This is a genomic window from Pararhodospirillum photometricum DSM 122, from assembly GCF_000284415.1.
GTDB lineage: Bacteria > Pseudomonadota > Alphaproteobacteria > Rhodospirillales > Rhodospirillaceae > Pararhodospirillum > Pararhodospirillum photometricum.
Map to the genome: position 1 here is coordinate 1830323 of NC_017059.1, position 13337 is coordinate 1843659.

At 66.3% G+C, this 13337-nt stretch carries 12 protein-coding genes and 2 tRNA genes; 2 read left to right on the forward strand and 12 right to left on the reverse strand.

What is annotated here, in order from left to right; translation table 11 throughout:
* Position 1 precedes the first annotated feature (1 nt).
* The 8 genes from clpB to mreC all read right to left on the reverse strand — a co-directional run bounded on the left by clpB (position 2) and on the right by mreC (position 8355).
* Positions 2–2599: an ATP-dependent chaperone ClpB gene (gene clpB / locus RSPPHO_RS08130; protein WP_041794760.1), complete on the reverse strand. Its 2598-nt coding sequence runs from the start codon at positions 2597–2599 to the stop codon at positions 2–4.
* A gap of 187 nt (positions 2600–2786) precedes the next feature.
* A complete protein-coding gene (locus RSPPHO_RS18855; protein ID WP_014414788.1) occupies positions 2787–3281 on the reverse strand; it encodes an MBL fold metallo-hydrolase in 495 nt (164 codons plus the stop codon).
* An 83-nt stretch (positions 3282–3364) separates the two neighbouring features.
* Positions 3365–3440 (reverse strand) — tRNA-Lys (locus RSPPHO_RS08145).
* A gap of 24 nt (positions 3441–3464) precedes the next feature.
* Positions 3465–3540, reverse strand: a tRNA-Lys gene (locus RSPPHO_RS08150).
* A 198-nt stretch (positions 3541–3738) separates the two neighbouring features.
* A complete protein-coding gene (gene rodA / locus RSPPHO_RS08155) occupies positions 3739–4902 on the reverse strand; it encodes a rod shape-determining protein RodA (RefSeq protein WP_014414789.1) in 1164 nt (387 codons plus the stop codon).
* The gene (gene mrdA, locus RSPPHO_RS08160; protein ID WP_081581687.1) at positions 4899–6950 is read right to left on the reverse strand and encodes a penicillin-binding protein 2; all 2052 of its coding nucleotides are present in this window, start codon (positions 6948–6950) and stop codon (positions 4899–4901) included. The genes rodA and mrdA overlap by 4 nt, the downstream gene beginning before the upstream one ends.
* A gap of 5 nt (positions 6951–6955) precedes the next feature.
* Positions 6956–7495 (reverse strand): rod shape-determining protein MreD, encoded by a 540-nt coding sequence (gene mreD, locus RSPPHO_RS18350; protein ID WP_041794762.1) that lies wholly within the window; start codon positions 7493–7495, stop codon positions 6956–6958.
* Complete coding sequence (mreC, locus tag RSPPHO_RS08170; RefSeq protein ID WP_041794763.1) at positions 7495–8355, reverse strand: rod shape-determining protein MreC; 861 nt, start codon at positions 8353–8355, stop codon at positions 7495–7497. The genes mreD and mreC overlap by 1 nt, the downstream gene beginning before the upstream one ends.
* A gap of 152 nt (positions 8356–8507) precedes the next feature.
* Here mreC and RSPPHO_RS08175 point away from each other — a divergent pair, with 152 nt between their 5' ends.
* Complete coding sequence (locus RSPPHO_RS08175; protein ID WP_157879142.1) at positions 8508–10328, forward strand: tetratricopeptide repeat-containing sulfotransferase family protein; 1821 nt, start codon at positions 8508–8510, stop codon at positions 10326–10328.
* Positions 10329–10382: 54 nt separating this feature from the next.
* Here RSPPHO_RS08175 and RSPPHO_RS08180 read toward each other — a convergent pair whose 3' ends face one another.
* Positions 10383–10886, reverse strand: coding sequence for a chemotaxis protein CheW (locus RSPPHO_RS08180; protein WP_014414794.1), 504 nt, complete (start codon positions 10884–10886; stop codon positions 10383–10385).
* Positions 10887–11183: 297 nt separating this feature from the next.
* On the opposite strand from RSPPHO_RS08180, the gene dcd reads away from it, so the two are divergent.
* Positions 11184–11780, forward strand: a complete 597-nt coding sequence (gene dcd / locus RSPPHO_RS08185) for a dCTP deaminase (protein ID WP_041794764.1) — start codon at positions 11184–11186, stop codon at positions 11778–11780.
* 165 nt (positions 11781–11945) lie between these two features.
* Here the strand turns inward: dcd and cobM are convergent, their stop codons facing one another.
* From cobM to RSPPHO_RS08200, 3 genes are read right to left on the reverse strand one after another with little or no spacing between them, the layout of a single operon-like run.
* Entirely contained in the window at positions 11946–12596 is a 651-nt protein-coding gene (gene cobM, locus RSPPHO_RS08190) for a precorrin-4 C(11)-methyltransferase (protein ID WP_014414796.1), read from the reverse strand.
* Positions 12593–12964: a cobalamin biosynthesis protein gene (locus RSPPHO_RS08195; protein ID WP_014414797.1), complete on the reverse strand. Its 372-nt coding sequence runs from the start codon at positions 12962–12964 to the stop codon at positions 12593–12595. Before RSPPHO_RS08195 ends, cobM begins: the two co-directional genes overlap by 4 nt.
* 40 nt (positions 12965–13004) lie before the next feature.
* Positions 13005–13307 carry a glycosyltransferase family 9 protein gene (locus RSPPHO_RS08200; protein ID WP_197535635.1) on the reverse strand — a complete coding sequence of 101 codons (303 nt, stop codon included), beginning with the start codon at positions 13305–13307 and terminating at the stop codon, positions 13005–13007.
* Between the last annotated feature and the right edge of the window lie 30 nt (positions 13308–13337).

Here is a 13337-nt window from a genome sequence, read left to right on the forward strand (position 1 = left end):
CTTACCACGCGCTCACTGGGCCCAAGGACTGGTCGTTGACCACCAGCCCCCACTCGTTGGCCGAGACCCGCACCGTATCGCCATCGACCAAGCGGCCGTCGAGCACCATGGTCGCCAAAGGGTTCTCCAAGGCACGCTGCAACACCCGCTTGAGCGGGCGCGCGCCGTAGGCCGGATCGTAGCCGTGCTCGGCCAGCCAGTCCCGCGCCTGAGGGTCGATCTCCAGGGCCATTTTGCGCTCCTTGAGCCGCTCGGCCAACCGTTTGGTCTGGATCTCGACAATGCCGGCCATGTTTTCCCGGAACAGGCGATGGAAGAGCAGGATTTCGTCCAAACGATTGAGAAACTCGGGCCGAAAAGCCAGCCGCACCTCGGCCATGACCGCGTCGCGGACCATGGCGGAGTCCTCGCCCTCGGGCTGACCGGCCAGCACCTCGGCCCCCAGATTGGAGGTCAAGACGATCAAGGTATTGCGAAAGTCCACGGTCCGGCCCTGGCCATCGGTCAGGCGGCCGTCGTCGAGGACCTGCAACAAGACATTGAACACGTCGGGATGAGCTTTTTCCACCTCGTCGAACAAAATCACCTGATAGGGCCGACGGCGTACCGCCTCGGTCAAGGCGCCGCCTTCGTCATAGCCCACGTAGCCCGGCGGCGCGCCGATCAGCCGCGAGACCGCGTGCTTTTCCATGTATTCCGACATGTCGATGCGGACCATGGCCTGCTCGTCGTCGAACAAGAAGGCGGCCAACGCCCGGGTCAGTTCGGTCTTGCCGACGCCGGTCGGCCCCAGGAACAAGAAGGAGCCGATGGGCCGGTTGGGATCGCCCAGACCGGCGCGCGCCCGGCGCACGGCGTTGGATACGGCAACCACCGCCTCGCGCTGCCCCACCACTCGGGCCGCCAGTGCCTCCTCCATGGCCAACAACTTCTCCCGCTCGCCGGCCAGCATGCGGTCCACCGGAATGCCAGTCCAGCGCGAGACGACCTGAGCGATGGTCTCCTCGCTCACCACCTCGTTGACCAAGCGCCCCCCCTTGTCGGTGGATTCGGCCTCGGCGAGATCGCGGGTCAGGGACGGAATAATCCCGTATTCCAGTTCGCCGGCCCGCGCCCAGTCGGCCTGACGGCGGGCGGTGTCGAGATCGAGCCGGGCCTGTTCCAGGCGTTCCTTGAGCCGGGTGGCATCGGCCAAGCCGCCCTTTTCCCGCTCCCAGGCGTCAAGCAGGACCTGGGCCTGGGACTCCAGATCAGCCAATTCGCCTTCCAGATCGTTCAAGCGCTGGCGCGACGGCGCGTCGGTTTCCTTGCGCAGGGCCTCGCGCTCGATCTTGAGCTGGATCACCCGGCGGTCGAGTTCATCCAAGGCCTCGGGCTTGCTGTCCACCTGCATGCGCAAGCGGCTTGCCGCCTCGTCCATCAGATCGATGGCCTTATCGGGCAAGAAACGATCGGCAATATAGCGGTCTGATAAGGTGGCCGCCGCCACCAAGGCGGAATCGCTGATGCGGATCCCGTGGTGGAGTTCGTATTTTTCCTTGAGGCCGCGCAAAATGGAAATGGTATCGGTCACCGTGGGCTCGGCCACGAACACCGGCTGGAAGCGCCGAGCCAGGGCCGCGTCCTTTTCGATGTGCTTGCGATACTCATCCAGGGTCGTGGCCCCCACGCAATGCAGTTCGCCCCGCGCCAGGGCGGGCTTGAGCAGATTGGAGGCATCCATCGCCCCCTCGGCCGCACCTGCGCCGACCAGGGTGTGCAGTTCGTCGATGAACAAGATGATCTCGCCCTCGCGCGCGCTCACCTCGGTCAAGATCGCCTTGAGCCGCTCCTCGAACTCGCCGCGATACTTGGCGCCGGCCACCAGGGCGCCCAGGTCGAGGGCCATCAGGCGCTTGTGGCGCAGGCTTTCGGGAATGTCGCCGTTGACGATGCGCAGGGCCAAGCCTTCAATGATCGCGGTCTTGCCCACGCCGGGTTCGCCGATCAGCACCGGATTGTTTTTGGTGCGCCGCGAGAGAACCTGAATGGTGCGCCGGATTTCCTCGTCGCGACCAATCACCGGATCGAGCTTGCCGTCGTGCGCCGCCTGGGTCAGGTCACGGGCGTAGCGCTTGAGGGCGTCATACTGGTTTTCCGCGCCGGCCGAGGTGGCGGTGCGGCCCTTGCGCAGGGTTTCGATCGCGCGGTTCAGGCCTTGCGGGGTCACGCCGGCGTCGGCCAGCACCCGCTGGGCCGGGGTCCCCTGGGCCAAGGCCAAGGCGAGCAACAGGCGTTCGACGGTGACAACACTGTCGCCGGCTTTCTCGGCCAGTTGCCCGGCCTGATCCAGGACCCGGGCCAGGGGCTGGCCCCAATACATTTGGGTAGCGCCTTCCACCTTGGGCAGGCGCAGAACTTCCTGGTCGATGGCCTTGCCGGCGCGCTCGGCATCACCGCCAGCGGCGGTGATCAAGCCGGCCGCCATGCCTTCTTTGTCGTCGAGCAGGGCCTTCAGGAGGTGCTCCGGGGTGACCTGCTGGTGGGTTTCGCGCAACGCAATGGTCTGCGCAGCCTGAAGGAACCCTTTGGAGCGATCCGTCAGTTTTTCGAGATCCATGATCCGCCTCGGTGGTCTTTTGGACCGATGCCCCCGGGCCCCGTCGTGGGCACCCTTTGGGCAGCGTCCTTGTTGGCGTTGATATGGGGGGGTTTTCTGGCGTCGCAACACCTAAGACACGGCCAGCAAAAAAGGGAAGGCTGGGGAGGCGCGGCCTCCCCAAACCCCTCGGCTTGTTGGGGCCGGGTTAGAAGTGGGGGCCCAGGAACGGATTGCTCGCCCTCTCCTCGCCCAGGGTGGAGCCTGGGCCGTGGCCGGGGATGAAGGCGACATCATCGCCCAGCGGCATCAGGCGGTCACGGATGGAGGCCAAAAGTTGGGCGTGGTTGCTGCGCGGAAAATCGGTGCGGCCGACCGAGCCGCGAAAGAGCACATCCCCGACCAGGGCTAGGCGACGGGAGGGGGAGAAGTACACCACATGCCCCGGGGTATGGCCGGGACAGTGCAAGACATCCAAGGTCTCCTCGCCGACCGTCACCGTGTCCCCGTGGACAAGCCAGCGGGTGGGGGTGAAGGGCTCGCCCTCGTCGAGACCGAAATGCCGGGCCTGATCGGCCACCGCCTCGATCCAGAAGGCATCGTCTTGATGCGGCCCCTCAACGGGGAGGCCCAGGCGCCGCTGCAAGGTGGCAACGGCCCCCACGTGATCGACGTGGCCATGGGTGACCAGCAGACGCTCCAAAGTAGCCCCCTACGGCCCGCTGATTAAGAGTCAGCTGCTCTACCAACTGAGCTATGCGCCCTCAGAGGAGGGAAGGGGGGGAGTGGTGGGCGCAGTAGGACTCGAACCTACGGCCCGCTGATTAAGAGTCAGCTGCTCTACCAACTGAGCTATGCGCCCCAATCCCCAAGATCGGTTTCACGATGGTGGGCGCAGTAGGACTCGAACCTACGGCCCGCTGATTAAGAGTCAGCTGCTCTACCAACTGAGCTATGCGCCCTGAAACCAACCGTTTCTCGAAGCCCCCACCGACGAAGTCGTTGTTTTCGTTGGTGGCCAGCGCCGAGGGACGGGTATTTACCAAGTTCAGCCCCTCCCGTAAAGCCCTTTTTTGCCCGAGAGCCGATTTTCCCCCCAAAAAGGAGAGGAGGGGTCTGGGGAGGCCCGCCTCCCCAGCCTTCCTTTCTATCCTTCCCCCTTAATCATCAAACGCCGCATGCCGCCCAATCTGCACATCGCGATGGACAAACACGCACAACAGCAAGCCAAAGCCCATCAGCAGATTGATCAAGGCGGTGCCGCCGTAGCTGATGAGGGGCAGGGGCACCCCAACCACCGGGATGAGCCCCATGACCATGGCGGTGTTGATGAACACATAGAGAAAGAACGTGGTGGTGACGCCTAGCGCGGTCAGGCGGCCGAACTGGTGACGACAGCGAAAGGCGATGGCAAAGCCGTAAACCAGCAAGACCACGTACAGCGAAAGCAGCAAAACCCCGCCGACCATGCCAAACTCCTCGGCCAGCATGGTGAAGATAAAGTCGGTCTGCTTTTCCGGTAAAAAGTTGAGGTGGGCCTGGGTGCCGCTCATGTAGCCCTTGCCGAACAGGCCCCCCGATCCAAGAGCAATCTTTGATTGTAAAATGTGGTACCCAGCCCCCAGCGGGTCGCGCTCGGGATTGAGGAAGGTCAGCACCCGCTGGCGCTGGTAATCGTGGAGAAACTCCCAGGCCACCGGAATCGCCGCCAGCGCCCCTAGGCCGGCCACGATGAACAACCACAAGCGAACCCCGGCCATCCACAGCATGCCGGCGGTGCCGGCGACGAGCATCAAGCCGGTCCCCAGGTCGGGTTGCTTGAGGACCAGGGCGAAGGGGACCAGAGCCATGAGGAGCGGGGGGATCAGGAAAGGCAGGCGGCGCACGTCGTCGAGGTGGGCGCCGTGGAAATAGCGGGCCAGCGACAGCACCAGGGCGATTTTCATCAGTTCGGAAGGCTGGAGCTGGAAAAAGCCCAGGTCGATCCAGCGCTGGGCCCCCATGCCGATGGTGCCCTTGACCTCCACCGCCACCAGCAAGACCAGCACCACCACGTAGAACGTGTAGGCATAGCGCATCCAAAAGCGGATATCGACCAGGGCGATGCCGATCATGCCGATCAGGCCGACAACAAGGCGTACCGCCTGGCGGTCGGCCCAGGGGTCCCAGTCGCCGCCGGCCGCCGAGTAGAGCATGCCCAAGCCGACGCACGAGGTCAGGGCCACCAGCAAGACCAGGGACCAGCTAATTTGCCAGAATTTTTCACTGAGCGAGAGGTCGCCGCGCCGCAGCCGGGCGCCGGCCACTTCATGGCCTAATTTCATCGCACGATGATCTCCCCGGTATCGCCGGTTTCGTCGGCGCTGTCGTCGCCATCGGCGGCTCCATCGGCATCGGGCAGGGCGACCTGGGCAGCCGCGTAGGCCCGTTCCAAAAGGGCGCGTGCCTCGGGGGGGAGCGCGGCGACGGGGGTTTCCTCGCCGGGGCGGCGCCGGGCCGGATCGAGCCGCAAGGTTTCAAGCATGATGTCGCGGGCGATGGGGGCCGCCGCGCTGGAGCCGCCGCCGCCGTGTTCAACGCACAGGGCAAGGGCGTATTTGGGGGCGTTCTCCGGGGCGAAGCACACGAAAAGGGCGTGGTTGCGCAGTTCCCAGGGCAGGCTTTCTTCCTTGCGCACGCCGGTTTCGCGCTCGCGCATGGTGATGCGGCGCACCTGGGTGGTCCCGGTTTTGCCGCTCATTTCCCAGCCCGGAACCGGGATGGCCGCGGCGCGGGCCGTGCCGCGGGGGCCGTTGACCACCGCCGACATGCCGGCGCACACGACATCGAGGTGCATTTTGGCCAGCCCCATGGAGGCTGGGGGCGGGGGCTCGGGGGCGGCGTTGGCGGCCATGAAGCCGCCGGGCGGCGGCTTGGTGGGCATGCGCGACAAAATCGGATTGACCCGCAGGCCGCCGTTGGCAAGGCGGGCTGTCATCACGGCCAGTTGCAGCGGGGTGGTCAGGACATAGCCCTGACCGATACCGGCGTTGAGGGTTTCGCCCTGGTGCCAGGGTTCGCCCATGGTGGCGGTCTTCCAAGCGCGGCTGGGCATCAGGCCCAGGCGTTCACCGGGCAGGCCCAGGTTTTGCATCTCGCCGATGCCGAAGCGTTTGGCCATGTCGGCGATGCGGTCGATGCCGCAGCGCCGGGCCACCTCGTAGAAGTAGACGTCGCAGGACTGGGCCAGGGCATCCACCAGATTGACCGAGCCGTGGCCACCGCGTTTCCAGCAGTGGAAGCGGTGCGAGCCCAACTGCATATGGCCGGGGCAAAACACCGTTTGCTGCGGTTTGATCACCCCGGCTTCCAGGCCGGCCAGGGCCACCACCATCTTGAAGGTTGATCCCGGCGAGTATTGCCCGGCAATAGCCTTGTTGGTCAGGGGCGAGCGCGGGTTTTTGACCAGCTCCTGCCATTCCTGGCTCGACAGGCCGCGGGTGAAGGCGTTGGGATCATAGGCCGGGGTCGAGGCCAGGGCCAGCACCTCGCCGGTATGGACATCCATCACCACCACCGAGGCGCTTTCCTCGCCCAGGCGGTGCGAGGCGAATTCCTGTAAGCGCATGTCGATGGTCAAGACGACCTCGGCGCCCGAGCGCGCCTCCTCGGTCATCTGCTCGTCCATGACCCGGCCAAAGGCGTTGACCTCGACGCGGGTGGTGCCGCTTTGGCCGCGCAGGGCGAGGTCGTAGACCTTTTCAATGCCCTGCTTGCCGATGCGAAAGCCCGGCAGTTCCAGCAGGGGATCGCCGGTCAGTTCCTCTTCCGACACGCTGGAGACATAGCCCAGCAGGTGGGAGGCCAGCGCGCCTTGGGGGTAAAAGCGGGTCAGGCCTTCCTCAATGATGATGCCGGGGAGGCCGGGCTTGTTGACCTGGATGCTTGCCATCTCCTCCCAGGCCAGAGTCTCGCGGATGGTCACCGGCACAAAGGCCCGGCGCCGTTTGAGGTCGCGCTGGACCCGGGCCCGGTCGTAGTCGGAGAGGGGCACGATCTGGCCCAACGCGTCCAAGATGGCCGCCACCGCCGCCTCGCGCTGGGCCGAGGTGCGGGCCCGGCGGTAAATGTCCTCGCCGATCAGGCTCACCCGGTAGTTCTGGCGGTTGATGGCCAGCGGCTCGCCAAAGCGATCGGTGATGTGACCGCGCGGCGGGGGAATCAGGCGCAGATTAAAGCGATTGTCCTCGGCCAGGGTCTTGTAGCGATCGGATTCGACCACCTGAAGATAATAAAGGCGGCCCACCAGGGTGGCGATCAGGGCACTCTGGATGCCGCCCAGCATGGCGGCCCGCCGCGTGAACAGCTTCGTTCGATCGCCGTCGCGCTGCATAACCCTCAGGACTCCCGAAACACGATATGGCTGACCCGGCCAAACAGCCAGGCAAAGGCTGGGAACATGGTGACGGTCAGCAAGACGCTGAACATCAAGGCCGTGCCATCCACGAATTGGGCATGAAAAGCCGAAACGGCAAGCCACTTGACGGACGCGGCCCCAAGAGCCATCAGCAGAAAGGCCCACCAGCCCACGGGAAACGGCTTGCCCAGGAAATAGCGAACCTGAGAGGCCACGGCCGCTTGCACCACCAGCAAGGTCAAGGCTCCCACCCCAAGCGGCGCCCCGGTCAGGCAATCCTCCACCAAGCCCAGGAGAAAGGCCGTGCCATAGCCCATGGCGCCGGGCCGCGTGACCGCCCAGTAATAGACGCTGATCAAGGCCACCATGGGGGCCACGTGGACAAAGCCTGGCAGCCGCGAGGGTGAAACGCTCATCAGCAGCAAAATCAAGGTCAGGCCGCCCGGAACCAGCTTCCGCGCCAACCAGTCCAGGCGTTGCCACAGCGTCGGGCGTCCGAGGTCGCCACCTGGCAGGGCCATCACATCCCGCCCTGGTCAGGGAGGATCCCCGACAGGCCAAAGTCGGCAATGCGCACCACGTCAAGCCGCCCTTGCTCGACGAACAGATCGACCCGGATGCCGTTTTTTTCGTCCACGCTGGCCACCACGCCGATGGGAATGCCGGGCGGGAACACCCGGGCGTCGCCGCTGGTCACCACCCGGTCGCCGGGCCGCACCAAGGCGCGCTCCTTGAGGAAGCGCAACTGCGGCATGTCCTCGTTGTCGCCCACCAAGATGGCCCGCACCCGGCTTTCTTCCAGCAACACCGGAATGCGGCTGTTGATGTCTGAGAGCAGCAGCACGCGGGCCGAGCGTTGGCCCGAGTCCACAATGGTCCCCACCAGCCCCTCGCCCGAGAGGACCGCCTGTCCCTTACGCACGCCGTTGCGCTGGCCGGCCAGCACCACCAGGGAGCGGGCAAAGGATCCCCCGGTATCGGCCACCACCCGGGTGGTGATGTACTGGGCCTTGGGGTCGGGGACATAGTTCAAGAGGGCGCGCAGGGCTTCGTTTTCCGCCTCAAGCTGGCGTGCTGCGGCTTGCCAGCGCATCAGGCGCTCGTTTTCCATGAGGAGGCGTTCGTTTTCAGCCCGGAGCACGGTAAGCTGGCGTAGGTTGGCGAACACGGCCGCGACGTTTTCCGCCGGCTTGGACATGATGTCCAGCAAGGGCGCGGCGGCGTCGATCACGGTCGAGCGCATGCGTTCCACCAAGATGGTGTCGGCTTTGCCCAACAGCATGACGGCAAAGGCTAGGGCCGCCAGAGCGACAAACGCCGATTTATGCAAAAGGGCGCGCAGCGCGGTCAGGCGTGGGGATTGGGCCGTGGGGGGCTTCACGCAATCCTCGCGGGGATGGGCGGAGAAAAGAAGGATCGCTATTGGATCATGTCGGGGGCTGCTTGAAAAGGGCCGGTCTTCCGACAGCAGGCAGAGAGAAAAGGGAAGGCTGGGGAGGCGCGGCCTCCCCAAACCCCTCCTTTCCCGAAAGAATGAGGGTTTGGGGAGGCCGCGCCTCCCCAGCCTTCCCTTTTTTCCTGAAGCCCCGCAGCGCCGAGGGCTGGCTGCTCCAGGGCTTGGCGTGCCGGGAGCAAGGCGATTTGGCGGGCGCGACCCAGGCGTTTCGCAAGGTTCTGCGCCTCGATAAGGACCACGCCGACGCCCACCTCAACCTCGGCAGTTGCCTGGGGCTGCTGGGCGAAACCGACGAGGCCCTGCGCCATTTCGCCCGGGCCGCTGCCTTGGCCCCCCGGTCGCCGGTCGTTCTGCTCAGTCAGGCCCAGGCCTTCTTGGATGCCGGCTTGCCCCACCGTGCCTTGGCGGCGGCCGACAAGGCCCTGGCCCTGGCGCCGGGCTTGGTTCCGGCCCTGGTCCTGCGGGCCCATGCCCTGGCCCGGCTTGACCACTACACGGCCGCCCGTGCCGCATGGCGGGCGGCGGTGGCCCAGGCGCCCGAGGCGCCGCGCGTTCTCAACGATGCCGCCACCTTCTTGATGCAGGACAACCGCTTGTCCGAGGCGGTCGCGCTGCAACAAAAAGCCCGGGCCCTGGCTCCCGACGATCGCCTGATCCGGCGCAACCTGATCACCGTGCTGATGACCGAGGGGCAGGTCGAGGCCGCCGAGGCCGAGGTGCGGGCTTGGATCGCCGACATCCCCGACGATGCCTGGGCGTGGCGCCTGCTGGGGGACGTGCTGGTGCGCGCCGGGCGCTTCGAGGCCGGGCGCGCGGCGTTGGAAAAGGCCTGGGATCTGGCGCCGGCCGACGATTCCATTGCCGTGGCCCTGACCACCACCGGCCGCATGGGGCCCGATGTGCCCGCTGCCGACCGCATCTTGGCCCGCGAGGCCGAGGCGCGGGCCCAGGGGGGCTTGAGCGTCGATCTCGCCTACGCCGCCGGCAAGGTTCACGACGACCGCAAGGAATGGGACGCCGCCTTTGCCGCCTACAGCGTGGCCAACCAGACCAAGGGCCGGCTCCAGCCCTTCGATGCCGACGCCCATGACGACGAGGTCGCGGCGCTGATCGACACCTTTACGCCGGCCCTGTTCGAGCGCCTGCGCGGGGTGGGCTCGCCGTCCGAGGTGCCGGTGTTCGTGGTCGGCCTGCCGCGCTCCGGTACCACCTTGGTCGAGCAGATCATCGCCAGCCATCCCGAGGCCGGTGGCGCCGGCGAGCTGACCCACTTTCCCCGTCTGGAGGCCGAACTGCCCTGGCTGACCGGCGACGGCACCCAGGCTTATCCCGCCTGTGTGGCGGGGCTGCGGCCCGAGACCCTGGCTCCGTTCACTGCGGCCTATCTGGAGACCCTGGCCCACTTCGGCGGGGCAGGGGCCCGGCGGGTGGTGGACAAGCTGCCCAACAATTTTCTGCGGCTGGGCTTGATCGCCCTGGCCTTTCCCCGGGCTCGGGTGGTGTTTTGCCAGCGCGATCTCGCTGACACCTGCTTGTCCTTGCATTTTCAGAATTTTATGGGCGCGCATGCCTACCGCCACGACCTGCGGACCCTGGGGCGCTATGCCCGGGCCTCGTTGCGGCTCAAGGCTCACTGGGAGACGGTGCTGCCGCTGCCGCTGCTGACCCTCGACTATGCTGCCCTGGTTGCCGATCCCGAGACCGAGAGCCGGCGCTTGCTTGATTTTGTCGGGCTGTCGTGGGATCCGGCCGTGTTGGCCTTTCATCAGCGCCGGGTGCAACCCGTGGCCACGGCCAGCCGCTGGCAGGTACGCCAGCCCATCACCACCCGGTCGGTGGCGCGCTGGCGGGCGTATGAGAGCCACCTGGGGCCCTTGCTGGAGACGTTGGCGGACTAAAAAAAGCCGGGGAGGCGTGGCCTCCCCGGACCCCTCGGTGCGAAGAGCGAAGGTCTACAGGGTGTTGAAGGTCAGGAAGGCGTCCACGTCCATGACCACCATCAGTTCGCCGTCCAGCCGGACCACGCCATTGGAGACGGCGCGCCAGCGCGGGTCCATGGTGGTGGGGTTGGGTTCAATGCGCGAGAGGGGCAAGGTGAGGACGTTGCCGACGGAATCGACCATCATGCTGTAGAGCTCGTTGCCCTGCTCGATGGTGACGCACATCACGCTGCCCTTCTCCTTCTTGGTGCGCAGGCCGAGGCGCTTGCGGACTTCGATGACGGTGACGATGCGGCCGCGCAGATTGATGGCACCGGCGACTTCGGGGGGGGCGAGGGGGATGCGGGCGATTTTTTCCGGGATCAGGATATCCTGGACTCGCTCGACCTGGATGCCGAACAGCTGCTTTTCGACGTAGATGGTCACGAACACCTGCTCGTCCACCGTCGAAAGCGCGCCAGTCCCGGAGACAGGGGTGAGAGCGCGGCTCTCTCTGGTCTGTGTGAGCTGGTTCATGGGCGCCCTTCTCCCTGGAGACGGTCCCTCCCCGGGACCTTAGGGGAGGCGCTGGAAAGCGAGCGCCGAAGGTCACACGCGAGAACGGGACTTTGGAGTCCTTTATAGACATAGGGGGGGCTCTTATCAAGAGAATCCTTGCAAAACGCCCGGACGGTCGGGAAGCGAGGGGTCTGGGGAGGCCGCGCCTTTCCAGCCTTCTCTTTTTCCCTTTCTCGCCGTGACACTGGATTTTAAGGCGCGTTCATGGGATCAAAAGACACGGTCCTATTTTCCCTCGCGGCACGAGTTCCCGACATGAAACTCTCGGATACCGATATCCGGCGCGCCCTGGCCGAGGGGCGTATTCTCATCGAGCCTCCGCCCGATCCCGCGCGCCTGGGCGCCATGTCGGTGGACTTACAGTTAGGCAGCGCCTTTCGGGTGTTTCAGCCGGGCAAGGCCAGCCATATCGATCTCGCCCCGCCCGAAGGCCAAGCCTGCCAGAACATCGAGGACATCATGGGCTCGGTCGAGGTGGCGCAGGGTGAAGCCTTCTATCTTCATCCGGGCGAGTTCGCCCTGGGCATCACCGTCCAGCGCGTGGGTCTGCCGGCTGATATTGCCGGGCGCCTGGATGGCCGCTCCAGTCTGGCCCGCCTCGGCCTGATGGTCCATGCCACGGCCCACACCATTGATCCCGGTTGGGACGGCAAGATCACCTTGGAGTTCTATAACTGCGGGCCGTTGCCGCTGGCCTTGCGCCCGGGCATGCGGATTTGCGCCCTGTCCTTCGAGATGCTGCTCTCACCGACCTCCAAGCCCTATGCCTCCAGCCCGACCGCCAAATACAAGGGGCAGGACCTTCCCCTCCCCAGCCGGATTGCCCGGGAGCCTGGCGGGGAGGAGGGCTGAAAAAAGCAGGCTGGGGAGGCGGGGCTCCCCAGGACCCTCAGGTGCTGGGGGGGTGGCGGCCGGGGGGAATGCCGGCGCCACGGTCGCGCTCGGGCGCGTAAAGGTGGCTGTCGGCAAAGCAGGTTTGGGCCATCGACGGGCCAACAAACACCAAGGCGGTGCGGATCAGACCGGCCTTGTGGATTTTTCCTCGATATCGGCAAGGCAGCCCCGGATCACCAGTTCATCGGGCCACGTGGCGCGAAACACCACGGCCACGGGGCAGGTGGGCCCGTACAAGGGGCTGAGGCTGGCCACCACGCTCGCCATGTTGCTGATCGACAGGTGCAACACCAAGGTGGCGCCGCTCTGGCCCAGAATTTCCAGGCTCTCGCGCGCCGGCATGGGCGAGGAGCGCACCGAGGTGCGGGTGAGCACCAGGGTTTGCGACACCTCGGGCAGCGTCAGTTCTTGACCCAAAACAGCGGCGGCCGCCGCAAACGACGGCACGCCGGGGCAAATGTCATAGGGAATGCCCAGGGCCTTGAGGCGGCGGATCTGCTCGGCCATGGCGCTGTACACGCTGGTGTCGCCCGAGTGCAGGCGGGCCACGTCCAGGCCCTGGGCGTGGGCCTCGGCGATCAGGGCGATGATCTCGTCAAGGGTCAGGGGGGCGGTGTCGGTGAGGCGCGCGTCGGGGGGCGCCTCGTCGATCACGGCGCGCGGGATCAGGCTGCCGGCATAAAGCAGCACCGGGCAGCGCTGGATCAGGCGCAGCCCGCGCACGGTGATCAGGTCCGGGGCGCCGGGGCCGGCGCCGATGAAATGCACGGTCATGAAACCTCCAGGAGCGCCAGGGCGCAGGTGGCAAGGCCGGCGCTGCGCCGGGGAACGAGAAGGCGGGCGCCCGGCCCGGCCCCAGCCAAGGCCGCCCCTTCGGCCACCGCGCGGCAGCCGATCTGAGCCTGTACCCGAGCTGAGGGCGTTTGAATGGGCTGGGCGTCCAAGATCTCGGGCGCAAAGCCAAGAAGGGGCCGGTCCCAGGCGAGGGCCAGGGCGCGGATGGCCGGATGGGCGCCCTTGGCTGCTAGGGTGGCCAGGGCGCTGAGGGCTGTGGGGTCCAGGCCGGCTTCTGCCAGGGTTGTTTGGGCCAGGATCGCTAGGTGTTCCGCCGGGCAGGCGGTGGCGACCCCGACGCCCAGCACGGCGCGCGGGCTCGGGGTGTGCGGGGGGGGCGCGGATTGATCATTGGCGGATCATACGGCGGGTGTGGGGGCTGGGGCAACGACGCATCAGGCGGAAATACCAGCCCGAGCGGTCGCTGGTTTGCAGGTCGTAGACCCTGTCATAGACCGGGGCACGCAACCGCCGGCGCAACGCTAGCCAAGCGTGCGGGCGCAGGAGCGAGGGCCGATCGTCGATTTCCACGGCGTCGAAATACGGGCTCTGCCCCAGCAGCCCGGCATAAGGCCGGGTGGTCAGGACCGTGATGTGATCGCCGGCATGATGGCGCCGCACCACGGCACAGGCCGCCAGGGCCTGCACCACATCGCCCAGGGCCGAGAGCTTGATGACCAG